Here is a 22,487-nt window from a genome sequence, read left to right on the forward strand (position 1 = left end):
AGGGACGACAGCGGTGGTTACCGCAACACACCGTCCAGCACCGGCAGTCCCGCGATCACCGCCATCGCGATCAGACCATAGCAAATCGCGCGAAACACCCGCTCGCTGGCGCGGCCGAACAGCGAGGCGCCGAATGCGACGCCGATCGCATAGACCGGGCCGACGATCAGCGAGAGCGCGAGCGATTCGCGGCTGATCAGCCCCGTGGCCGCGTAGCTGATCATCGAGAAGAAGTCAGACGCGCCGAAGAACAGCACGATGTTGGCGCGCGCGACGATCGGCGCGATCGGACGGCCGAGCCAATAGCCGACGATCGGCGGGCCGCCGGTCTGCGCGAGACCGCTGCAGAAGCCGGAGAGGCCGCCGATGCCGACCGAAAGCCAGGTGTGGTCCTTGCCACGATAGCGCCAGCCCGACAGCAGCAGGAGCAACAGCGCCGCGACGAAGCAGGAGATGATCCAGCGCGTGGTGACGGGTTCGAGTACGCTGAGAAAGTATGTGCCGACGGGCACGCCGACCAGCGCGCCCAGCACAATCACCGCGGTCGCCTTGCGGTCGGCCTTCCGCCATGCGTCCGGCAGCAGCGGCGCCGCCGCGACGAAATCGATCACCAGAAGCAAGGCGGCGACGAGCCGTGGCGCAGCAATGCTGCTTGCCAGCGGCATGAAGATCAGCGCCGAGCCGAAGCCCGAGAAGCCGCGTGCAGTGCCGGAAACGAAGGCGACGGCGCAGAGCGCCATCGCGATGGTGAGGCTGACGTCCTTCGGAAGGAAGTCCGCAATACTCATCCCCGCAGCGTGCCGCCGGTCTTCTTCGTGACCTCGGCCACGACCTTCGCCGCGACAGCCTCGATCTCCTGATCGGTCAGCGTCTTCTCGCGCGGCTGGATCGTCACCGCGATCGCGATCGACTTCTTGTCGTCGTCGATGCCCTTGCCCTCGTAGACGTCGAACACGTTCACGCCGGTGATCAGCTTCTTGTCGACGCCTTGCGCGGCCCGCACGATGTCGCCACCCTTCACGGTGCGATCGACGATGAAGGCGAAGTCGCGCGTGACGGGCTGGAATGCCGACAGCTCGATCACGGGCTTGGCGCGGGTCGGCTTCTTCTTCGCCTCGGGGATGCGGTCGAGGATCACCTCGAACACCATCAGCGGGCCGTCGGCGCCGAGCGCCTCGAGCGCACGGGGGTGCACCTCGCCAAAATAGCCGAGCACGTTCTGCGGCCCGATCTGGATCGTGCCGGAGCGACCCGGATGCAGCCATGCCGGACCGCCGGCGACGATCTGCAGCGCCTGCATCGGCGCACCGGCCGCAGTCAGCACAGCCAGCGCGTCCGCCTTGGCGTCGAACACATCAGCCTGGGCCGAGCCCGACCAGTGCCGTCCCAGACCTTCAGAGGAGGCAAAGCCGCGGCGCACGCCGCTCGCCGCCATGAACTGATCCTGCGGGCGATCGCCCTTGAAAATTTGGCCGACTTCAAACAGCGCGACATCGCTGACGCCGCGATTGGCGTTGGCTTGTGCGGCCGCGATCAGGCCCGCGAGCAGCGTCGGGCGCATGTCGGAGAGATCAGACGCGATCGGGTTGGCGACTTCGAGCTCGCGCTGGCCGCCGCCGAACAATTTTGCCGCGGACTTCGTGATGAAGGACCAGGTCACCGCTTCGATGATGCCGCGGCTCGCGAGCGCGCGCCTGGCGCGGCGGGTGCGCAGCTGCAGTGGCGTCAGCACCGGTTTGCGCGCGTCCTCGCCGCGCTCGAACGGCGTCATCGGCACCTTGTCGACGCCGAAGATGCGGACGATCTCCTCGACGATGTCGGCCTTGCCGTGGACATCCGAGCGCCACGAGGGCACCGCGACCTTCACGACGGGGCCGGGGCCCGCCATCATGAAGCCGAGATGGGTCAGGATGCGCTTCATCTCGACCTGCGGCACCTCGATGCCGGAGAGACGCTTGACCTCGGTGACGGGGAAGTCGATCACGCGGTCGTCGCCGAAGGATTTGCCGACCACGACGGTCTCGGACGGCGTGCCGCCGCACATCTCCATCACCAGCTTGGTCGCCAGCTCCAGACCCGGCACCATGAAGGCCGGATCGACGCCACGCTCGAAGCGGTAGCGCGCGTCCGAATTGATGCCGAGCTTGCGGCCGGTCTGGGCGATGTTGATCTCGTTCCACAGCGCCGATTCGATCAGCACGTCGGTGGTGTCTTCGTCGCAGCCGGAGGCTTCGCCGCCCATAATGCCGGCGAGCGATTCGACGCCGTGCTCGTCCGCGATCACGCAAATGGCGGGATCGAGATTGTAGGTGCGGCCGTCGAGCGCGAGCAGGGTTTCGCCCTCACGCGCGCGGCGCACGACCAGATTGCCCTTCACCTTCCTGGCGTCGAACACGTGTAGCGGCCGCGCGCGGTCGTAGGTCATGAAGTTGGTGATGTCGACCAGTGCGTTGATCGGGCGCAGCCCGATCGCGGTCAGCCGCTTCTGCAGCCATTCCGGCGACGGACCGTTCTTGACGCCACGCACGAGGCGGAGTGCGAAGCCCGGACACAGCGTGGAATCCTCGACCGTGACCTTCACGGGGCACGCGAATTCGCCCTTGATTGGCTTGATCGCGGGATCCCTGAACTTGCCCATGTCGGCGGCGGCGAGATCGCGCGCGATGCCGTGCACGCCGGTGCAGTCCTGCCGGTTCGGCGTCAGATTGATCTCGACCACGGGATCGCCAAGCGCGGCCCATTCGGCATAGCCGGCGCCAACAGGCGCATCCGCCGGCAATTCCATGATGCCGTCATGGTCGTTGGAGATCTGCAGCTCGGCCGCCGAGCACAGCATGCCGCGGCTCTCGACGCCGCGGATGGTGCCGACGCCCAGCGTGATGTCCTTGCCGGGAATGTAGGTGCCGGGCGGCGAGAACACGCTGACGAGACCCGCACGCGCATTCGGCGCGCCGCAGACGACCTGCACCGGCGCGCCGCCGTCACCGGTATCGACCATGCAGACGCGCAGGCGATCCGCATTCGGATGCTGCTCGGCGGAGATCACCTTCGCAATCGTGAAAGGCTTCAGCGCCTTCGCCTTGTCCTCGATGTTCTCGACCTCGAGCCCGATCATGGTGAGCTTCTCGGCGAGCTTGTCGAGCGGCTCGTCGGTCTCGAGATGATCCTTCAGCCAGGAGAGGGTGAATTTCATGGCTGTGTGCCTCGGCTCTTGTAGGTGGAGTTACATTGGTCGGTGCTAGTGTTCCCTCCCCCCTTGTGGGGGAGGGTCAGGGAGGGGGGTGAGCCGCGGGCTCCGGCTGAAGTTGCCTGGCGAATTGCCTCAACAACTCCCTCAAGGTTCGACATCACCTGATCGTTGGTGAAGCGCAGAACCTGAAAGCCCTCGGCTGCGAAGAAAGCGTCGCGACGCTCATCCTTCCTCTGACGTTGCTCGAAATCGTGGGACTCTCCATCGAGCTCGATGATGAGCTTCGAGGAGAAGCACACGAAATCGGCGATGTAGTTTCCGATTGGCGTTTGACGACGAATGCCAACACCATCCATGCGGTTAGCCTTCAAGTAGCGCCACAGCAGTGTTTCGGCGCGCGTCATCGCCCGGCGAAGCTGTTTCGCCCGGCTGCGCTGACGCTCGTTCACAACTGCGTGCGGCATCCGCGGCTACCCCCCCTCCCTGACCCTCCCCCACAAGGGGGGAGGGAACGGAGAGAGTCGAATGCCCGATCATCGCCATCACGAGCTCAGACCCCCAGCCAGCGTCGGCACCTCCAGCGGCTTGAAGCCGTAGTGGCTCAGCCAGCGGACGTCGCTGTCGAACAGCTGACGGAGGTCGGCGATGCCGTATTTCAGCATGGCGATGCGGTCGATGCCCATGCCCCAGGCGAAGCCCTGATACTCGTCGGGGTCGATGCCGCAGGCGCGCAGCACGTTCGGGTGCACCATGCCGCAGCCGAGAATCTCCAGCCAGTCCTCGCCCTCGCCGAAGCGGATCTCGCCCTTGTCGCGGCGGCACTGGATGTCGACTTCCAGCGACGGCTCGGTGAACGGGAAGAACGACGGTCGGAAGCGCATGTTGATGTGGTCGACCTCGAAGAACGCCTTGCAGAACTCGTGCAGGATCCACTTGAGGTGGCCGAGATGCGAAGTCTTGTCGATGACGAGGCCTTCGACCTGGTGGAATTGCGGCGTGTGGGTCGCGTCCGAATCGATGCGGTAGGTGCGGCCCGGGCAGATCACGCGGATCGGCGGCTTCTGGCTCAGCATCGTGCGCACCTGCACCGGCGAGGTGTGGGTTCGCAGCAGCATGCGCGAGCCGTCCTCCTTCGGATGGAAGAAGAAGGTGTCGTGCATCTCGCGCGCCGGATGGCCTTCCGGAAAATTCAGCTTGGTGAAGTTGTAATCGTCGGTCTCGATGTCGGGGCCTTCGGCAACCGAGAATCCCATGTCGGCGAAGATGGTGGTCAGCTCGTCCCAGACCTGGCTCAGCGGATGAATGCGGCCGGCTTCCGTCGGCGCATCGCGCAGCGGCAGTGTGACGTCGACGGTCTCGGAGGCGAGCCGCGCATCGAGCGCGGCCGATTTCAGCACGTCGCGCCGGGCGGCGAGCGCCTGGGTGACCTCGTCCTTGGCCTGGTTGATCGCAGCGCCTTGCGTCTTGCGCTCGTCCGGCGACATCTTGCCGAGCGTTGCAAGCAAGGCTGAGATCGAGCCCTTCTTGCCGAGCGAGGCAACGCGGACGGCTTCGAGGGCCGCTTCGTCGCCGGCAGCACTGATCTGCGCGAGGATGGATTGAACGAGACTGGCGAGGTCGGACACGGTCGGATCCCTCAAACTTGCAAAAGGCTGCCGGGTTGTGGCCGCAGCCGGGGCGGAACGTCAAGCCGAATGGACGTCGTAAATGCGGGGCATTTGAACCGTAAAGGCATGGCTGGCACCAACCTGAACGCGAAGGAGGGGACGATGCGTTTGCGATCCTGCGTGGCCGGCCTGGCCCTGGTTCTCTTGCAAGGCTTTCTGGGAGGCGCAGCTCTCGCCGCCGAAGAATGCCAGGCCAAATCCACGTCGATGGATGACATCATCGTGGCCCTGAACGCGGCGCCGGGCTGCGAGCGTGCCATGAAGCAGTTCGAAGCCTGCGCATACGGCGCCAGCGGCGACGTACAGTTCGGTGAGGTGGTCGAGAAGAAGTGCGAGGCCGATTTCATCGGTCAGCTGCAGCCGCCACAGAAGCTCAGCTACCAACGCGAGTTGCGGGTCTGCGACCAGAAGTACCGGAGCAAGTCCGGCACCATGTATATCTCGGCCACGGCCTTCTGCCGGGCGGAGGTCGCCCAGCGCTACTCGCAACGTGCGCTGAAGGCCGGCAAAGCCGGCCGCTAGCGCCGCAGGGCTCAGGCGGCGAGCGCAGCCTTGGCCTTCTCGGCGATCGCCTGGAACGCCGCGGGCTCGCTGATCGCGAGATCCGACAGCACCTTGCGGTCCACGGTGATCCCGGACTTGGCCATGCCGTCGATAAATCGGCTGTAGGTCAGGCCGAACGGACGGACGGCAGCGTTGATGCGCTGGATCCAGAGCGCGCGGAAGGTCCGCTTCTTGCGCTTGCGATCACGGAACGCGTACTGCTGGGCCTTTTCCACGGCCGGCTTGGCGGCGCGGATGGTGTTCTTGCGGCGGCCGTAGAAACCCTTGGCGGCCTTGTAGACTTTCTTGTGCTTGGCGTGGGCGGTCACACCGCGTTTGACGCGAGACATGACAAAATCCTTCAGAGGTGACTTTGGTTATCGGATTGCCGCGCAAGACGCGGCACGGTTGGCAATGATCGTGGACGCGATCAGGCGTTCGGCAAGAAGTACTTCTTGACGTTGTCGCCGTCGGTCTTGAACAGCACCGCGGTGCCGCGCAGCTGACGGATCTGCTTCTTCGTCCGCTTGATCATGCCGTGACGCTTGCCGCGATGGGCGAACATCACTTTGCCGGTGGCAGTCACCTTGAAGCGCTTTTTAGCGCCCGATTTGGTCTTCAGCTTGGGCATTTGGCTCTCCTAATGGCCACAGAGTTCCGCCCGCGAAGGCGGCTGGCCGTCAAAAATGCTCGTTAGAGCGTTGATTGTGCTCAGGTTTTTACGAACAAGCGCGAAACCCGCACGAAACACCGCCACGGCAGCCCTTAATCAGCCGGGCGATGAAGGCTGGGCTTATGACAGAGGACAGGCCGATTGGCAACGATGAACCGGCAGAACCAGCCTGGCGACTATTCGGAATTGCGACCCTCACGTCCAAGCCTGTCGCCTGGAGCAGGACCAAAATGGCCCATTTTTCCCGATCGCTTCCCTCGTTGAGTGCTTTCTTCCGTCCGCGCCATCTGGCGCTTCTGGCCGTGCTCGCCACGGCCGCGCTGCCATCGACGGCGGATGCCCGCGTCGGCGGCTATGACGGCGTCTGGAATGTCACCTTCGCCACCACGCGGGGCAATTGCAGCTCCGGCTACAGCGTCCCCTTCACGGTGACCGGCAGCCGGGTGTCATCCGCCGGCGGCGGCCGGGTCTCCGGCAAGGTCAATCGCGGCGGTGCCGTTGCGGTCCAGGTCTCGGTCGGCGCGTCCCATGCCAGCGGCGGCGGCCGGCTCGCCGGCGTGAACGGAGCCGGCTCGTGGAGAGGTGTCATTTCCGGTGACCAGTGCAGCGGCACCTGGCAGGCGACACGGACGTAGCTGTCGCCGGGAAAGCTGCTGCGCACCTCCCTGCCTGCAGGGAGGTGAAAACAAAACGGCCCGCCGGAGATCCGGACGGGCCGTTGAACTCTTGAGTTCCAAACAACCGGCGTCAGCGCGGCGCCAGAACCATGACGACCTGACGGCCCTCGAACCTGGCGTCCTGCTCGACCTTGGCGAGCTCGGCGACGTCGGTCTTGATCTTGTCGAGCAACTTGGTGCCGATCTCCTGGTGCGCCATTTCGCGGCCGCGATAGCGCAGCGTGATCTTGACCTTGTCGCCCTCTTCGAAGAACCGCTGCATCGCGCGCATCTTCACGTCGTAATCGTGGTCGTCGATCATCGGGCGGAGCTTGATCTCCTTGATCTCGACGATCTTCTGCCGCTTGCGGGCTTCGGCGGCTTTTTTCTGGGCCGAATACTTATACTTCCCGTAGTCCATGATCTTGCAGACGGGAGGGCTGACGTTCGGCGAGATCTCGACCAGATCCATGCCGGCTTCCTGGGCCATCCGGATGGCCATGACGGTCTCGACCGTGCCTTTGTTGTCACCGGCCTGATCGATCAGCTGGATCTGCGCATTGCGAATATCATCATTGATGCGCGGCCCATCTTTGCTGGCGACGGGCGGGGCTTTATTGGGACGGCGAATGGGTGGTTCTCCAAAGTTGTGAAAGAGGCTGCTATTTTGCAGGAAGATGCGTTTGCCGGCAAGCAATTCGCTCCTGCGCGAAACGAAAAACCCTCAAATGCGAGGTATTTCGGCCACGCCTGGGCACGCTGACCGACATAGACACCTTGCTTCCGTTCCGCAAGCGTCCCAAAGGGACAATGCCGGTCTCCGGCGCTGCGGAAGACGACCCGACAGTTCAAACCGCGCAGCCAGGTTAAACGTTCCATGAGCCATGCAATTCCCGATGCCGTACTCGATACCATCGACGTGGGTGAGGGCCCGTCAGCACGCAGGATCGCGGTGCGCAGCCGGCGCGGGCAGGGGCCCGGGCTGGTCTGGCTCGGCGGATTCAAATCGGACATGCAGGGCAGCAAGGCCCTGGCACTGGACGCCTGGGCCCGAGACCACGGCCGCGCCATGGTCCGGTTCGACTATTCCGGTCACGGCGAATCCGGCGGCGATTTCGCCGATGGAACCATCGGACGCTGGCTGGAGGAGTGCGTGGCGGTGTTCGAACGGTTCTGCGACGGCCCGCAGGTCCTGATCGGCTCCTCCATGGGCGGCTGGATGGCGTTGCTGCTCGCGCGCGAGATCAGGAAGCGATCCAGCAAGGGATCGCTGGCAGGCCTCGTGCTGATCGCGCCGGCGCCGGACTTCACCGAAGAGCTGATGTGGAAGAATTTTTCGCCAGCGGTGAAGCAGGAGATCGAGACCAAGGGTCTCTGGCTGCGGCCATCCGAATATGGCGACGGCTCGCCCTATCCGATCACGCGGAACCTGATCGAGGAAGGCCGCAATCATCTCGTGCTCGGCAGCGCCATCGATCTCGGCTGCCCGGTCCGCATCCTGCAAGGTGCGAAGGATCCTGATGTCCCCTGGCAGCACGCTTTTGCGCTGACGCATCGCCTGCCGGCCGACGACGTCGTGCTGACCATGATCCAGGACGGCGATCACCGCCTCTCGCGCCCGCAAGACATCGCGCGCATTCTTGCCGCGGTGGCTGAGATCGGGTGAAGTGCCTTCTTCCTTCAGGAGGCAATCAATGACCACCACCGCCATGCTGCGCGACTTCTGCGATGCTGTCGAGCAGCGCAACGGCAAAGCGTTCGCCGAGCTGTTCACCGAGGACGGCGTCTATCACGACGTGTTCTACGGCGCCTTCGCAGGCCGCGAGAAGATCGCCGAGCTGATCGACGACTGGTTCTATCGCACGGCGACCGATTTCCGCTGGGACATGCACGATCCCGTCACCGACGGCACCACGCTCTATGCGCGCTACACCTTCAGCTATCGCTCGATCTTGCCGGAAGCTGGCGGTGCGCGGGCGATGTTCGAGGGCGTTGCGATCATGACGCTGAACGGCGGCAAGATCGTGAGCTATCACGAGGTCGCCAATACCGCGCCGGCATTCATCGACCTGAAGTTCGCACCCGAGCGGATTGCCAAGATCGTCGCCAAGCAGGGCGCGGCGCTGAAGGCGCGGCCGGAGATGCAGCGGCATTTGAAGTAGAGGCGCAACTCTCTCCTCTTGTCATTTCGGGCTCACGCTTCGCGTGCCCGGGAATGACGAATGAAGAAAGCTCCTATCGCTTCGAAGGATTGGCCATCGGCTTGCGCTGCGCTAGCGCGGCCACCGTCGCGGTGCCGATCGGACCCTGTTCGTCATAAAGCCAGCATTCGCCGATCGCGACGCCGTCGGTGGCGTGATGGTTCACCACCTCGAAGCCGATCCAGTTCGTCACCGGCAGGCGGTGCAGATAGATCGTCACGTCGCTGTTGATGTAGCCGAGCCCGTTGTCGCCGGCGTTGGCAAAGGGGCTGGCGAAATCGGCGCCGGTGGCAACGTGGACGAACGGCGTCATCGGCACGCCCGCGACGAGCTCGCGCACCTCGCTCATCCAGAGTTTTCGCGGACCGAGCGAGCCCATATGACCGACAATGGGGCGCGTCGTCCATTTGCCGTTCATGCCGAGCCTGGGATCGGTGGGTTTTGGAATGTCGGCCGGCTTCGGCACGTCCCAGTTCGGCGGCGACCAGACATTGCCATCAGGATTTTGCGTCTTGCGCAGCAGCTGGCACGAGGCCCGCGCCATGCTGACGCCGCCGGAGACGAATTCCGCTTCGACCACGCGGATGCGCAGGCCGTCACGCACGAGGCGCGTCGTTACCTCGATCGGCTTGTCGATGGTCGGCAGCCGAAACATGTCGACGGTGAGCCGCGCCGGCACCAATTCGGGACCCGAATGGCGCTCCTCGATGGCGAAGCCGAGCAGCCCGACGACGACGCGCCCGTGCAGCGATTTCGGATCCCACGGACCGTTGGCGGCTTCCGTCGGATGGAATGTATCGCTGTTGCGGGTGAAGAAAGGCAAGTTTGTCATGCGCGCGAGATTGAAGAAACGCGCGGGGAAATCAAGGGTGGTGGTGCCGTCGTGAGAGTCAGGCCGCGCAAGCTATCGCCACAACAACAGGTGTCATCGCCCGCGAAGGCGGGCGATCCAGTACTCCGAGACCGCGGTGATTGAGTCGAGAAGCCGCGGCGTACTGGATTCCCCGCCTTCGCGGGGAATGACACCGAGGATTAGGCGACGGTCTGCCACTCCTCACGCACGCTGTCGTCGCGTTCGTGATCTAATGCAGCGCCCTTCATCGCCTCAAACTCTTCCCGTCCTAGCAACTGCCCCAGCGCCCACACCGCAGCGCCACGCACCAGCGGGCTCGCATCCTCCAGCAATCGCCGCGCTTCCTCGGCCAGCGCCGCCTCGCCCGAGTTACCGATCGCGATCAGCACGTTCCGCAAGAACCGATCGCGGCCGATGCGCTTGACCGGCGACTTCGTGAACAGCGCGCGGAACGCGGCGTCGTCGAGGCGTGCGAGCTCGGCGAGACCAGGCGCGCGCAATTCGCTGCGCGCGGCGAGCTTGGCCTCGCGCCCCTCCTGCGCGAACTTGTTCCAGGGACACGCCGCGAGGCAATCGTCGCAGCCATAGATGCGGTTGCCGATGGCTTTGCGAAACTCGTGCGGGATCGGTCCCTTGTTCTCGATGGTGAGATAGGAAATGCAGCGCCGCGCATCGAGCTTGTAGGGCGCGGGAAACGCCGCCGTCGGGCAGATGTCGAGACAGGCCTGGCACGAGCCGCAATGATCGATCTCGGCAGCGTCGCGCGGCAGCTCCAGCGTGGTGTAGATCGCGCCGAGGAACAGCCACGAGCCGAATTCGCGCGAGACGAGGTTGGTGTGCTTGCCCTGCCAGCCGAGACCCGCGGTCTGCGCCAGCGGCTTCTCCATCACCGCGGCGGTGTCGACGAACACCTTCACGTCCGACGGCGCGGTCGCGACCAGCCAGCGCGCCAGCGCCTTCAGCCGCTTCTTGATGAGATCGTGATAGTCGTCGCCCTGCGCATAAACCGAGATCGCCGCGCGCGCGCGCTGCTCGAGAATCGCGAGCGGATCCTGGTCCGGGCCGTAATTGACCCCGAGCATGATCACCGAGCGCACGTCAGCCCACAGCCCGCGCGGATCGACACGACGCTCCGGCTGCGCGGCGAGCCAGTCCATGTCGCCATGACCGCCGGAGGCAATGAATTCCAGGAAGTATTTGCCGGCGGTCTCGATCGTGCCTGGCTTCGTGATGCCGATGCAGTCGAAGCCGAGCGCGCGCGCCTCGCGCGTGAGCGCCGCCTTCAGTTCAGTCGGATCGGAGTTCAGAAATCCAGGTCCACGTAGGTCCGCGATGCCGGCACGCCGGCCAGCCATTCGCTCAGCAGCGGACGGAACGACGGGCGGGACTTCACCCGCGCGTACCACGCCTTTGCTGCGTCGTCCTCGCTCCATGGCACGTCGCCCAGATAGTCGATCGCCGAGAGATGCGCCGCGGCGGCGAGATCCGCGTAAGTGAGCCGGTCGCCGGCGAGGAAATTACGGGTCTGCGCCAGCCAGCCGATATAGGCCAGATGATAGCGCACATTGGCCTTGGCGGCGCGCATTACGTCGGCCGAAGGGGGCCCGCCGCCGTTCTCCTCGCTCATGAAGCGCTTGTAGATGCGCTCGGTGACGAGAGGATGCGAGACCTCCTCGAAAAATTTTTCGTTGAACCAGGCCATCAGCCGGCGAACCTCGACGCGCTCGCCGATGGATTCCGGCATCAGGCGCTTGGGTCCCATCTCGGCGCCATAGGCCTCGTCGACATATTCGGCGACGATCGCAGCGCCGGGGATCGGCGGCTGCTCGTCGTCCACCATCACAGGCGTCGTGCCTGCCGCATTGAGCAACAGAAACGCCTCGCGCCGCTCCCAGCTGCGCTCCTCGACCAGCTTGAGGTCGAGCCCGTATTCGCCCGCGATCAGGCGGATGAAACGCGAATGCGGACAGAACGGATGATGAAACAGCGTAAACATGAAGCCTTTGACTATTTGATGGTGCTTAAGATTCCATCAATGTTTGTGCGGCGCCACACTAGTCCTTCAAAACCGCGAGGCAAGGGCGTGATTTCGCATTTTGCGATTGCGGCATGGGGACGAATAGGCGAGAAGGGCCCCGCTTTTCCAGCCGAAATGGACCGTAAATATGTCAGACGCAATACGGGCAGTGATCCTCGGCATCATCGAGGGTGTGACCGAGTTCCTTCCCGTATCCTCGACCGGCCATTTGCTGCTCGCGGAACGCTTCTTCCATCTCGGCGAAGGCGCCTTCTGGGATTCGTTTACGGTTTTGATCCAGCTCGGCGCGATCCTCGCGATCGTCGGGCTGTACTTCAAGAAGCTCTGGGATGTCGTGATCGGCTTCTTCACGGGCGACACCTATTCGCGCCGCTTCGTGCTCGGCGTGCTGGTCGCGTTCCTGCCCGCTGTGATCGTCGGCCTCGTCGCCGGCAAATACATCAAGAGCGTGCTGTTCAATCCCTGGGTCGTGTGCTTCACGCTGATCGTCGGCGGCGCCATCCTGCTCTGGGTCGACAAGCTCGATCTCAAGCCGCGCGAGCATGACGCCACGAGGTTTCCGCTGCTGATGTATCTCTATATCGGCATCGCGCAGTGCGTGGCGATGATCCCGGGCGTGTCGCGTTCCGGCGCGAGCATCGTCGCCGCGATGTTCCTCGGCGCCGACAAGCGCGCGGCGGCGGAGTTCTCGTTCTTCCTCGCCATCCCCACCATGATCGGTGCGTTCGCCTACGACTTCTACAAGAGCCGCTCCGAGATGACGATGGACCATATGGGCATCGTCGCGATCGGCTTCGTGGTGTCGTTCATCACCGCGATCATCGTGGTCAAGACGTTCCTGGAATATGTCACCCGGCACGGCTTCGTGGTGTTCGCCTGGTGGCGCGTCATCGTCGGCACGCTCGGCCTGATCGCGCTGGCGCTGGGGCGGTAGATGTAGGCCTGTAGCCCGGATGAAGCGCAGCGTAATCCGGGGCCAGCGTTCCTTGTGGCAGGATCCCCGGATTGCGCTGCGCTCCATCCGGGCTACGACTCCACCAGGCCTTCAACGCAAAATAAGCTTTTGATCGGTAGTCAGTTCCAACGCCGGGCGGCGCGCGCCCGGCACAGGAGCTGAGCCATGACCCTCGTCAGCGGCTGGGGGCGCTTCCCGGTCGTCGATAGCGACGTGCTGCGCCCGCGCTCGTTCGCGGCGGTCGGCGAGGCTGTCTCGGCCGGCACCGTCGCGCGCGGCAATGGCCGCGCCTATGGCGATGCCGCGATCGGCGCCACGAGAACCGTCACGATGACCGGCTTCGACCGGGTCAGGTCGTTCGATCCGGCAACCGGGCGCATCCGCCTGGAAGCCGGGGTTCTCCTGTCGGACCTGATCGACACCTTTGGCCCGCGCGGCTTCCTGCCCTTCGTCGTGCCCGGCACCCGCTTCGTCTCGATCGGCGGCGCCATTGCCGCCGACGTCCACGGCAAGAACCATCATTGCGAGGGCGGCTTCGGCCGCTATGTCGACAGCCTCCTGCTGCGCACCGGGCAGGGCGAGGTCATCGAGGCCTCGCGCGAACAGAACTCCGACGCCTTCTTCGCGAGCGTCGGCGGCATGGGCCTGACCGGCATCATCCTCGAAGCGACGATGCGGCTGCGCCGGGTCGAGACCGGGTGGATCCGCGAGCGGGTGATCTCCGCGTCCGATCTCGATGCCGCGATGCGCGCGCTCGAGGCGGGGGATGCCGCGACCTATTCGGTGGCCTGGATCGATTGCGCGGCACGCGGGCGCGATCTCGGCCGTTCGCTGATCTATCTCGGCGAGCACGCGGGCAGGGGCGAACTGGCGGAAGGCGTCGATGCATTTCCGGTCGGCAAGGAGTCTCGCCTCAGCGTGCCGGTCGACCTGCCGTCGATGGCGCTGAACCGCACCAGCGTCCGCGCCTTCAACGAGCTTTACTATCGCATGGGCGCGCGGCGCGCCGGCGGCAGCCACGTGGTCTCGCTCTATCCGTATTTCTTTCCGCTCGACAGCGTCGGTGAGTGGAATCGCATCTATGGCAAGCGCGGCTTCCTGCAGCATCAATGCGTGATCCCGCAAGCCGGCGCGCGCGCCGTGCTCGGCGATATCCTCGATCGCGTCGCACGGCGCGGCGATGCCTCCTTCCTCGCCGTGCTCAAGAAGCTCGGACAGGGCGACGGCATCCTGTCGTTCCCGCTGCCCGGCTACACGCTCGCGCTGGATTTCCCGGTGAAGGGCGACATCCTGAATTTCCTCGACGAGATCGATCGGCTCGTCGTCGCCGCCGGCGGCCGGCTGTATCTGGCGAAAGACGCACGCCAGTCGCGTGCGACCTTCGCGGCGGGTTACCCTGCCTTGCAGCGTTTCAACGCGATCCGCAAATCGCTCGATCCCGCCGGCAACATCCGCTCGAAACTTTCACAGCGTCTGTTTGATGAGGTCTAGGCCGTGACGTCACGCAAATCCGTATTGGTGCTCGGCGGCTCCTCCGACATGGGTCGCGCCGCCGCGCGCGCCTTTGCCAAAGCCGGCTACGATGTCGGCCTCGCAGGCCGCGACGTCGCCGCGCTGGAGCCTGACGCGGCCGATCTGCGCGCGCGTTACAATGTAGACGTCGGTCTCTACAAATTCGATGTGCTCGACACCGGCACGTTCGAAAGCTTTGTGAACGGCCTGCCGGCATTGCCCGATGTCGTCATCTCGATCGTCGGCCTGCTCGGTATGCAGCAAAATGCCGAGAGCGATCTCGCTCACGCCACCGCGATCATGCGCTCGAACTACGAAGGTCCGTCGCTGATCCTCGGCCTGTTCGCCGAAAAATTCTTAGGCCGCGGCAGCGGCACGCTTGTCGGCGTGTCCTCCGTCGCCGGCGACCGCGGCCGGGCCTCGAACTATGTCTATGGCTCGGCCAAGGCTGGCTTCTCCGCTTTCCTCTCCGGCCTGCGCGCCCGCGCCAGCCGTGGCGGCGTGCATGTCGTCACCGTCAAGCCTGGCTTCGTCCGCACCAAGATGACGGAAGGCATGAAGCTGATCGGCCCGCTCACCGTCGAAGCGCCGGTGGTCGGCGATGCGATCCTCAGCGCCGTCGAGAACAAGGCCGACGTCGTCTATGTCAGCGGAAAATGGCGCCTCGTGATGCTGATCATCAAGACGCTGCCGGAAGCGGTGTTCAAGAAACTGAAGTTCTAAGTCGCCGGCCGCGCCGGCGGTGCGCTCCCTCTTCCGCTTGCGGGGGAGGGTTGGTGAGGGGGTCTCTCCGCGGCCGAGAACCCCAAGAGGAGAGAGCCCTCACCCGATCGCTTCGCGATCGACCTCTCCCGCAAGCGGGAGAGGTGAACCACCCTCACACGCTCATACGCTGGAACTGACCGGCGGCGCGGAAGCGCCAGAGATATTGCGGGGCAATCGCTTCCAGCGAATCCGGCGTAATGCCGAGCCCTTCCAGCGTGAGCCCGGCGACCTTGGCCGCGTCCGACACCACATTGTCGCGCTCGAGCATCGTGACCTGGTCCGGCGTCAGCTTGAAGGCGCCCGGCGCGAATTGCAGGAAGTTCGCCTGGAAGCGGGCGAGGCCGAACGGCAGCGGGATCAGCGCCGGCTTGCGCGCGGTGATCTCGAGGATGGCCTCGATGATCTCGCGCATGGTCAGCACTTCCGGCCCGCCGAGCTCGTAGGTCGCGCCCGCCTTGGCCTTGCCGTCGACGGCGTCCGCGATCGCGGTGGCGACGTCGCCAACATAGACCGGCTGCATCCTGGTCTCGCCGCCGATCAGCGGCAGCACCGGCGACATCCGGGCCAGCGCGGCAAAACGGTTGGTGAACTGGTCCTCGGGGCCGAACATCAGGGAGGGGCGGAAGATCGTCGCCGACGGCACCGCTGCCCTCACCGCGGCTTCGCCGGCCGCCTTGGCCTTGGCATATCGCGAGGGCGATTCGGCATCGGCCCCGATCGCCGAGACATGCACCAGGCTGGCGCCGGCCGCGGCCGCCGCCTTGGCGACGGTTTCGGCGCCCTTGGCCTGGACCGCGTCAAAGGTCTGCGCGCCGCTCTCGGTCAGGACGCCTACGAGGTTGATGACGACGTGCGAATCACGCAGCGCCGCCTCGACCGAGGCCGGATAGCGCAAATTCGCCTGCACGGTATGGACCTGCCCGACCTTGCCGGAGGGCTGGAGATATCCGGCGAGTTCCGGCCGCCGCACCGCGACCCGGACCCGGTAATCCCGCTTGCACAGCGCGCGGACGACATTCCGGCCCAAAAACCCCGATCCGCCGAAAACCGTGACGAGCGTGTCCAGATTCGATGCCATGGGAGCCGTTCCTGCGGAAAAGAGTGCGTCTTGTCAGGCTTGTATCGGGCCGGTTTGCGATGCGCAATCGGCATCCCCAAACCCGGGTCACGCATGAATTGACAACGGCGTCACCGAACCGTAGTAACCGCCTCCGTGCCCCAAACGGCATGCCCAGGTGGTGGAATTGGTAGACGCGCTGGCTTCAGGTGCCAGTGGCTTAACGGCCGTGAAGGTTCGAGTCCTTTCCTGGGCACCATTTATCCCGTCCGGATTCCCTTCGAAACTCAAGGCGGGGGACGGCGGGTAATCCGATCCGGTCCAATGTTGGGAAATTACTCCGGGATCGTGGGATCCTGCCCCTTTCCGCGGGGCGTCGTAATCACGATATTTTCCTCGACGAGACTGCGAAGGTTGTGATTTCGTTGGCAAAAGGGCCAAGGGTTCGGATCATGGCAACGCTCGACATCAGCCGTTTGACGCCCAGAGAGCGGCTCGACCTCATCGGTGAGCTTTGGGACAGCCTCTCCCCTGCTGACGTGCCCTTGACCCCGGCGCACGAGGCCGAACTCGAACGGCGGCTGGCGAGTTTCGACGTGGACCTCCGCGACGCAGTCCCTTGGGAGGATATTGACGCTGAGCTCGATCGTCGGTCGCGATAAGTGGCTCGACTTCTTTTTACCCAGGCGGCCCGCGCCGACCTCGTCGGTGCTGTCAGCTGGTACGACAGTCACGCTCCGCATGTTGTGCCGCAATTTCGCGACGCTTTGCGCTCCGCGCTGATCCGGATTGCGGAACATCCCAAGCAATTTCCGCCGGCCTACAAAGACACACGTCGCGCTCTGCTACGTCGGTTCCCTTACATTGTCGTATTTCGAGAACTGAACGATGTGGTCTACGTCGTTGCGGTCTTTCACACGAGCCGCGATCCCATGGTTTGGCAACGCCGTTCGTAGCCACGTCGTGGCCGAAGTTGCTTCGAGCCTTGCGCACCAGCTGGGCGGCGATTTTCCGATCAGCGAATGAATAGGCCCCCTCACACCACCCTTTTCCCCGTCCGCTCCGCCACCGCCTTCTGCACAAAGTACATAGCTACCAGCGAGACGATCGCCGATGCTACGACGACGTAGCCGATCCGGTCGAAATGGAGCAGCGCGCCATCTGGTCCTTCCGCGATGATCGCGCCCGCGAGCACCGAGCCGAGGCCGCCGGAGAGCTGTTGCAGCGAGGCGCTGATCGCGCTGAAGGAGCCGCGCTGGTCGGGATCCGGGATTGCGGACATCAGGGCCTGCGACGGGATCATGCGCGAGAAGATGCCGACGAACATCAGCACGTTGACGAGGATCGCGGTCGTCAGCGCCACGTGGCCGAGATGGGTGTAGATCAGCACCATGATGACGGACACCACGCTGCCGAACACGAAGGTCGGGTATTTGCCGAACGCATCGCTCGCCCTGCCGACCAGCGGCCCCGTGACGATGCTGAACAGGCCTGAGACGAGATAGATCGTCGGCAGATGCGTGATGTCGATGCCGAGATTGTGCACGGTGAAGGCGCTGGAGAACGGCATCAGCATGTAGCCGCCGGTCGCCAGCAGCGTCGTGACGAAGAAGGCCAGCGTGTAGCGCGGCTGCCCGACGGTCGAGATCAGATGGTGGAACGGGTTCTTGTCCTGTTTCCGCTTCAGATGCGTGTCGACCGGCTCCATGGCGAAGGCGATGATTGCGATCGCCGCGATCGACACCACGACGATCGCAATGAAGCAGACGTGCCAGCTCCAGTGATTGGCGAGAAACAGGCCGGCGGGAATGCCGAGCACCTGGCTTGCTGCAAACGCGGTCTGCACGAAGCCCATCACGCGGCCGCGCAGATGCAGCGCGAACAAATCGGTGATGATGGCCAGCACCACCGAGCCGATCACGCCGCCGAACAATCCGGTCACGATCCGGCCGATCAGCAGCACGTGATAATTCGGCGCGATCGCGCAGAGCAGGGTCCCGAGCGTGAAGCCGACATAGAAGAACAGCAGCAGGCGCTTGCGATCGAAGCGATCGGCAAAGCCGGCGGCCAGCACCCCCGAAATGCCCGCGCTGAACGCGTAGGCCGACACCGCCACGCCAAACTGGGCGGCCGTGATGTTGAGTGCCGGCATCAGGATGGCGCCGAGCGGCGACATGATGATGAAGTCGAGGATGATCGTGAACTGCGTGAACGCGAGCAGCGCGATCAGAAGCGCCTGGTAGCGCGAGAAGCCGCGTTGGCGTTCTGACGGGTCGTCGATCGGCGCGGCGAGCGTCTGTTCGGTCATGGATCTCGATTCATGGGTCGCGGGGAGGGAAACTGACAGATGGGGTGGGCCCGCACGATTTCCACGGGCCGCGCGCCACAGGCTCCGCCGAAACGGGCAGTTCGCGCGCCGCTGTGGGTTCCGTGCAACAGCCCTGTTCTCGCGGCTTCCGGCAGCCCGATTAAGCCGCCCTTAGCGAATGCTCCCCTAGTGTCATGACCGTCCATTTCCCTGCTCCCCGGCCCTGAGCCGGTCAGTTTGCGGCAAGTCAGAGCGTATTCGGATGGAGCAGCCTGCCCGGCAGTATGATCCTGGCGTGCCCGAGCCGTTGGTCACGGCGGCGGCTACGCGGACGCTCGTCATCGATCTCGAAGGCGGCCTGCTGCGGTCCGAGCTGCTGATGGAGGCGCTGTTCTCCAGCCCCGGCCGCATGCTCGCCCGCTTCGGCGCTGGCGGACGTCCGGGCATGGCGGCACTCACGGATATCCTGGCGCGCGCCGAGATCGACTACGCCCATCTGCCCTACGAGCCCGACGTGCTGAACCGGGCTCTCGCGGCGCGGGCGCGGGGCGCGAAGATCTATCTGGTGGCCGGCCGGTTCACCCACCATGCCGCCGGCGTTGCCGCACATCTCGGCTTTGACGGCGTCGTTGCGCCGGCTGATCTGGCTGCAGGCGAAAAGCTGCCGTTCGATCCAGGCGCTATCGAGCGCATCGCCGCGCGCAGCAGCAAGCGTGCGAGCCTCAAGATCTGGGCCAAGGCGCTGCGCGTCTATCAATACGCCAAGAACACGCTGGTGTTCGTGCCTGTCATCACCGCGCATCAGCTGAATTTTGCCAGCTTCGGCTCCGCGCTGCTGGCGTTCCTGGCGTTCTCGGCCTGTGCGTCTGGCGCCTATCTGATGAATGATCTCCTGGATCTCGCAGCGGACCGGCAGCATCCGACCAAGCGCCATCGCGCGCTGGCGGCCGGAGATTTGCCGATCTCGTCCGCGCTATCAGCGATTCCTGCGTTGTGGCTGTTCGCGGTCGTGGCGGGTCTCTGCATTTCGCCGCTGTTTCTCGGCGTGCTCGGCGCCTATCTCGTCACCACCATCGCCTACTCGCTCGCGCTGAAGCGCAAGATGCTGGTCGACATTGTCACGCTCGCCGGTCTCTACACGCTTCGCATCGTCGCCGGCGCGGTCGGCGTCGGCGTGGTGCTGTCGGAATGGCTGCTGATCTTCTCGCTGTTCGTGTTCACCTCGCTGGCACTGATCAAGCGCTTCAGCGAGCTCAGCATGCGCGAGAGCGCCGGCCTTGCCGATCCCTCCAACCGCGACTATCGCGTCACCGACCTGCAAATCATCGCCGCGATGGCGGCGGCGAGCGCGATGAACGCGGTGACCGTGTTCTCGCTCTACGTCTCCTCGACCGCGGTGACGCCGCTGTACAGCCGTCCCTGGATGCTGTGGCTGCTCAATCCGCTGCTGCTCTACTGGTTCGGCCGCGCCCTGATGATGGCGCATCGCCGCGAGATGCCCGATGACCCGATTCTGTACGCCTTCCGCGACGGCCCCAGCCGCATTGCGGTTGCGGCGATGATCTGCATCATGCTGGCGGCGATCTGAGCGAAGCCCGTGCTTGCGCGGCCCGCCTGCAATGGCTACATCGCGGGCAATCCGAATTCGCTATTGTGCCGACGCACCGATTAGACCCGAGGTTTTGAAACGCCATGACCGTACGCCTGCATCGCGGCGACCTGCCCGACCTGTCCCGCTACACCGGAGCGGTGGCGATCGACACCGAGACCATGGGGCTGAATCCGCACCGCGACCGGCTCTGCGTGGTGCAGCTCTCGCCCGGCGACGGCAGCGCCGACGTGGTCCAGATCCCCAAGGGCCACACCGACGCGCCGAACCTGAAGGCGCTGCTGGCCAATCCCGCCATCACCAAGATCTTCCACTTCGCGCGGTTCGACGTCGCGGTGCTGTACCAGACCTTCGGCGTCATGACCGGCCCGATTTATTGCACCAAGATTGCCTCGCGCCTGACCCGCACCTACACCGATCGCCACGGCTTGAAAGACCTCGTGCGCGAGGTGCTCAATGTCGATCTCTCCAAGCAGCAGCAATCCAGCGATTGGGGTTCCGACAGCCTGACCGAGCCGCAGCTCGCTTATGCCGCCTCGGACGTGCTGCACCTGCATGCTTTGCGCGAACGGTTAGATGCCATGCTGGTGCGGGAGGGCCGCACCGCGCTGGCCAAAGCCTGTTTCGACTTCCTGCCGACCCGCGCCCTGCTCGACCTCCAGGGCTGGGCGGAGGAGGACATTTTCGCGCATTCCTGAGCCCTCGACCGCCGGTTAGACTTCGGGCTGCGCCCCGTTTCGGACACTTTCGTGCGGCCTGTCCGAGCCTGATATGTCCAAGGCTGATATGTACAAGGCTGCATATTGCGGCGCTGACGGGTACAATGGAGCGGCCTGCAACCCGGCCTGGCGAGCGGCACCTCAGGAGCTCAGGTGAATTCGGCCCACAATCCCACCTACGACGCCGCGCTTGCGGCGAAGTTTGCCAGCGCGGCGCGCCACAGCCGTCTGGTGCGGATTCTGCGCCTCGCGGTGCCGGCTGCCGTGCTGTTGTCGATGGCCGCCATCGTCGGCGTCTCGGTCTTCAATCCGTTCCGCATGCTGATGCCGAAGCTGCCGCTCGATTCCGGAAACCTGGTGGTGTCGGGCACCAAGATCACGATGGAATCGCCGCATCTGGCGGGCTACACGCCGGACCAGCGGCCCTACGAGCTCTGGGCCAAGACCGCGACGCAGGACATCACCGATCCCGATCATGTCGATCTCTCCGATCTGCGCGCGAAGGTGCTGATGGAGGATCAATCGACCCTGTTCCTCGATGCCCGCACCGGCCGCTTCGACAACAAGCAGCAGCAGCTCGATCTGCACAAGGACATCTTCCTGCGCACCTCGACCGGCTACGAGGCGCGGCTGAACTCGGCCTTCGTCGACATGGGCAAGGGCACGGTCTCCTCGGACGAGCGTGTCGACGTCAAGCTGACCAACGGCACGCTGTCCGCGGACAAGCTGCGCATTACGGAAGGCGGCGACGTCATCCGTTTCGAGGGCAATGTGGTGATGCATCTGGACAAGCTGGATGACCCCGCCGCCGCTCAGCCTGCGCCAGCCGAGCCCGCGCCGGCGGCGCCGCCGGCCAAGTCAAAGAACAAATCTGCCAATTCAAAGTGATTTCATGATCAGGACTTTTCCGCGCAACCACACGCGCAATGCCATCGTCAGTGCAGCTGCGCTCGCCGCCACTGTCGTGCTTGCGGCAACCGGCGCCACTTTTGCGCAGAGCACGATGCAGGGCGTGCCGAACGCGATGCAGGGTTTCTCGCAGAACCGCGATCAGCCGATCCAGATCGAGGCGGCCTCGCTCGAGATGCGCGACAAGAAGAAGGAGGCGACCTTCGCCGGCAATGTGAAGGTCATCCAAGGCGACACCACCATGACCTCGAAGACGCTGGTGGTGTTCTACGAATCGGGCGGCGACAAGCCCGCCACGCCCCAGCCTGCGGCCAAGGCGACCAAGGGCGCGCCGATGCAGTCGGCGCAGCCGGGCCCCGGCGGCAGTTCCTCGATCAAACGGCTGGAGGCGCGCGGCAATGTCGTGGTCACCCAGAAGGACCAGGTGGTGACCGGCGAGACCGCCGTGTTCGACACCAGAACCAATCTCATCACCATGCTGGGAGGCGGCGGCCAAGTCGTCCTGACGCAGTGCAAGAACGTGCTGCGCGGCGACCGTTTGATGGTCGACATGACGACGGGCGTGTCGCGGGTGGAATCCGACAACGGCCGGGTTCAGGCCCTGCTGCCGCAGGGCGGCGGCAACGATTGCGGTTCGGGCAAGCCCGGTGGGGCGCCGCCTTTGCAATTGCCCGGCGGAACTAAATCGAAATGAATTCAACGACTTGGATCCGTTGCTCCCGATCCGAGGTTGAAGCTTGGCCGGCGAGACTGTATCTAGCGCGCAGGGCTTTCGAAGCGGGGTCCGCCGCTTTTCGGGCGTGTTTCACTGGGCATGAGACATCCCTTCACT

Annotated in this window: 25 protein-coding genes and 1 tRNA gene; 14 read left to right on the forward strand and 12 right to left on the reverse strand. The window is 64.6% G+C overall.

Annotation, left to right across the window (positions count from 1 at the left end; genetic code table 11):
* Positions 1-17 precede the first annotated feature (17 nt).
* The 4 genes from GGD66_RS26615 to pheS all read right to left on the reverse strand — a co-directional run bounded on the left by GGD66_RS26615 (position 18) and on the right by pheS (position 4,815).
* Complete coding sequence (locus GGD66_RS26615; RefSeq protein WP_183259472.1) at positions 18-788, reverse strand: sulfite exporter TauE/SafE family protein; 771 nt, start codon at positions 786-788, stop codon at positions 18-20.
* A complete protein-coding gene (pheT, locus tag GGD66_RS26620; protein ID WP_183259473.1) occupies positions 785-3,193 on the reverse strand; it encodes a phenylalanine--tRNA ligase subunit beta in 2,409 nt (802 codons plus the stop codon). The genes GGD66_RS26615 and pheT overlap by 4 nt, the downstream gene beginning before the upstream one ends.
* Positions 3,190-3,654 carry an endonuclease domain-containing protein gene (locus GGD66_RS26625; RefSeq protein WP_183259474.1) on the reverse strand — a complete coding sequence of 155 codons (465 nt, stop codon included), beginning with the start codon at positions 3,652-3,654 and terminating at the stop codon, positions 3,190-3,192. Before GGD66_RS26625 ends, pheT begins: the two co-directional genes overlap by 4 nt.
* A gap of 78 nt (positions 3,655-3,732) precedes the next feature.
* Positions 3,733-4,815 carry a phenylalanine--tRNA ligase subunit alpha gene (gene pheS / locus GGD66_RS26630; protein ID WP_179732533.1) on the reverse strand — a complete coding sequence of 361 codons (1,083 nt, stop codon included), beginning with the start codon at positions 4,813-4,815 and terminating at the stop codon, positions 3,733-3,735.
* Positions 4,816-4,959: 144 nt separating this feature from the next.
* Between pheS and GGD66_RS26635 the strand changes: the two genes are divergently transcribed.
* A complete protein-coding gene (locus GGD66_RS26635) occupies positions 4,960-5,379 on the forward strand; it encodes a hypothetical protein (protein WP_183259616.1) in 420 nt (139 codons plus the stop codon).
* 11 nt (positions 5,380-5,390) lie between these two features.
* Here the strand turns inward: GGD66_RS26635 and rplT are convergent, their stop codons facing one another.
* Both rplT and rpmI read right to left on the reverse strand, forming a co-directional pair.
* Entirely contained in the window at positions 5,391-5,750 is a 360-nt protein-coding gene (gene rplT, locus GGD66_RS26640) for a 50S ribosomal protein L20 (RefSeq protein ID WP_027561620.1), read from the reverse strand.
* 80 nt (positions 5,751-5,830) lie between these two features.
* Complete coding sequence (gene rpmI, locus GGD66_RS26645) at positions 5,831-6,031, reverse strand: 50S ribosomal protein L35 (RefSeq protein ID WP_008143958.1); 201 nt, start codon at positions 6,029-6,031, stop codon at positions 5,831-5,833.
* A gap of 272 nt (positions 6,032-6,303) precedes the next feature.
* Between rpmI and GGD66_RS26650 the strand changes: the two genes are divergently transcribed.
* Positions 6,304-6,708, forward strand: coding sequence for a hypothetical protein (locus tag GGD66_RS26650; RefSeq protein WP_183259475.1), 405 nt, complete (start codon positions 6,304-6,306; stop codon positions 6,706-6,708).
* Between the two features lie 112 nt (positions 6,709-6,820).
* Here the strand turns inward: GGD66_RS26650 and infC are convergent, their stop codons facing one another.
* Entirely contained in the window at positions 6,821-7,360 is a 540-nt protein-coding gene (gene infC / locus GGD66_RS26655) for a translation initiation factor IF-3 (RefSeq protein WP_080670072.1), read from the reverse strand.
* Between the two features lie 246 nt (positions 7,361-7,606).
* Between infC and GGD66_RS26660 the strand changes: the two genes are divergently transcribed.
* Both GGD66_RS26660 and GGD66_RS26665 read left to right on the forward strand, forming a co-directional pair.
* On the forward strand, positions 7,607-8,395 hold the full coding sequence (locus tag GGD66_RS26660; protein WP_092251403.1) for a carboxylesterase: 789 nt from the start codon (positions 7,607-7,609) through the stop codon (positions 8,393-8,395).
* A gap of 28 nt (positions 8,396-8,423) precedes the next feature.
* Positions 8,424-8,891: a nuclear transport factor 2 family protein gene (locus tag GGD66_RS26665; RefSeq protein ID WP_183259476.1), complete on the forward strand. Its 468-nt coding sequence runs from the start codon at positions 8,424-8,426 to the stop codon at positions 8,889-8,891.
* Between the two features lie 73 nt (positions 8,892-8,964).
* On the opposite strand, the gene GGD66_RS26670 is transcribed toward GGD66_RS26665, so the two are convergent.
* The 3 genes from GGD66_RS26670 to GGD66_RS26680 all read right to left on the reverse strand — a co-directional run bounded on the left by GGD66_RS26670 (position 8,965) and on the right by GGD66_RS26680 (position 11,779).
* Positions 8,965-9,762, reverse strand: a complete 798-nt coding sequence (locus GGD66_RS26670) for an acyl-CoA thioesterase domain-containing protein (RefSeq protein WP_092251405.1) — start codon at positions 9,760-9,762, stop codon at positions 8,965-8,967.
* 200 nt (positions 9,763-9,962) lie between these two features.
* On the reverse strand, positions 9,963-11,138 hold the full coding sequence (gene queG / locus GGD66_RS26675) for a tRNA epoxyqueuosine(34) reductase QueG (protein WP_183259477.1): 1,176 nt from the start codon (positions 11,136-11,138) through the stop codon (positions 9,963-9,965).
* Positions 11,087-11,779 (reverse strand): glutathione S-transferase family protein, encoded by a 693-nt coding sequence (locus GGD66_RS26680; RefSeq protein WP_183259478.1) that lies wholly within the window; start codon positions 11,777-11,779, stop codon positions 11,087-11,089. The genes queG and GGD66_RS26680 overlap by 52 nt, the downstream gene beginning before the upstream one ends.
* 169 nt (positions 11,780-11,948) lie before the next feature.
* Between GGD66_RS26680 and GGD66_RS26685 the strand changes: the two genes are divergently transcribed.
* The 3 genes from GGD66_RS26685 (at position 11,949) to GGD66_RS26695 (ending at position 15,011) form a co-directional block, all read left to right on the forward strand.
* Positions 11,949-12,755 carry an undecaprenyl-diphosphate phosphatase gene (locus GGD66_RS26685; protein ID WP_179732544.1) on the forward strand — a complete coding sequence of 269 codons (807 nt, stop codon included), beginning with the start codon at positions 11,949-11,951 and terminating at the stop codon, positions 12,753-12,755.
* Positions 12,756-12,941: 186 nt separating this feature from the next.
* The gene (locus GGD66_RS26690; protein ID WP_183259479.1) at positions 12,942-14,267 is read left to right on the forward strand and encodes an FAD-binding oxidoreductase; all 1,326 of its coding nucleotides are present in this window, start codon (positions 12,942-12,944) and stop codon (positions 14,265-14,267) included.
* 3 nt (positions 14,268-14,270) lie between these two features.
* A complete protein-coding gene (locus GGD66_RS26695) occupies positions 14,271-15,011 on the forward strand; it encodes an SDR family oxidoreductase (RefSeq protein ID WP_183259480.1) in 741 nt (246 codons plus the stop codon).
* Between the two features lie 154 nt (positions 15,012-15,165).
* Here GGD66_RS26695 and GGD66_RS26700 read toward each other — a convergent pair whose 3' ends face one another.
* On the reverse strand, positions 15,166-16,131 hold the full coding sequence (locus tag GGD66_RS26700) for a complex I NDUFA9 subunit family protein (protein ID WP_183259481.1): 966 nt from the start codon (positions 16,129-16,131) through the stop codon (positions 15,166-15,168).
* 151 nt (positions 16,132-16,282) lie between these two features.
* Here GGD66_RS26700 and GGD66_RS26705 point away from each other — a divergent pair.
* From GGD66_RS26705 to GGD66_RS42450, 3 genes are all read left to right on the forward strand, one after another.
* Positions 16,283-16,369, forward strand: a tRNA-Leu gene (locus GGD66_RS26705).
* Positions 16,370-16,562: 193 nt separating this feature from the next.
* A complete protein-coding gene (locus GGD66_RS26710) occupies positions 16,563-16,772 on the forward strand; it encodes an addiction module protein (RefSeq protein ID WP_183259482.1) in 210 nt (69 codons plus the stop codon).
* Positions 16,773-17,066 (forward strand): type II toxin-antitoxin system RelE/ParE family toxin, encoded by a 294-nt coding sequence (locus GGD66_RS42450; protein ID WP_183259483.1) that lies wholly within the window; start codon positions 16,773-16,775, stop codon positions 17,064-17,066.
* Positions 17,067-17,146: 80 nt separating this feature from the next.
* On the opposite strand, the gene GGD66_RS26720 is transcribed toward GGD66_RS42450, so the two are convergent.
* The gene (locus tag GGD66_RS26720) at positions 17,147-18,418 is read right to left on the reverse strand and encodes an MFS transporter (RefSeq protein WP_183259484.1); all 1,272 of its coding nucleotides are present in this window, start codon (positions 18,416-18,418) and stop codon (positions 17,147-17,149) included.
* A gap of 295 nt (positions 18,419-18,713) precedes the next feature.
* Between GGD66_RS26720 and GGD66_RS26725 the strand changes: the two genes are divergently transcribed.
* The 4 genes from GGD66_RS26725 (at position 18,714) to GGD66_RS26740 (ending at position 22,349) form a co-directional block, all read left to right on the forward strand.
* On the forward strand, positions 18,714-20,006 hold the full coding sequence (locus GGD66_RS26725) for a UbiA family prenyltransferase (protein ID WP_312014187.1): 1,293 nt from the start codon (positions 18,714-18,716) through the stop codon (positions 20,004-20,006).
* Positions 20,007-20,110: 104 nt separating this feature from the next.
* Positions 20,111-20,725, forward strand: coding sequence for a ribonuclease D (locus GGD66_RS26730; protein ID WP_018323452.1), 615 nt, complete (start codon positions 20,111-20,113; stop codon positions 20,723-20,725).
* A 174-nt stretch (positions 20,726-20,899) separates the two neighbouring features.
* Positions 20,900-21,634: an LPS export ABC transporter periplasmic protein LptC gene (gene lptC / locus GGD66_RS26735; RefSeq protein ID WP_018323451.1), complete on the forward strand. Its 735-nt coding sequence runs from the start codon at positions 20,900-20,902 to the stop codon at positions 21,632-21,634.
* A 4-nt stretch (positions 21,635-21,638) separates the two neighbouring features.
* Positions 21,639-22,349: an LptA/OstA family protein gene (locus GGD66_RS26740; protein WP_183259486.1), complete on the forward strand. Its 711-nt coding sequence runs from the start codon at positions 21,639-21,641 to the stop codon at positions 22,347-22,349.
* Positions 22,350-22,487 lie beyond the last annotated feature (138 nt).

Origin of the sequence: Bradyrhizobium sp. CIR48, assembly GCF_014198315.1 — a bacterium.
Lineage (GTDB): Bacteria > Pseudomonadota > Alphaproteobacteria > Rhizobiales > Xanthobacteraceae > Bradyrhizobium.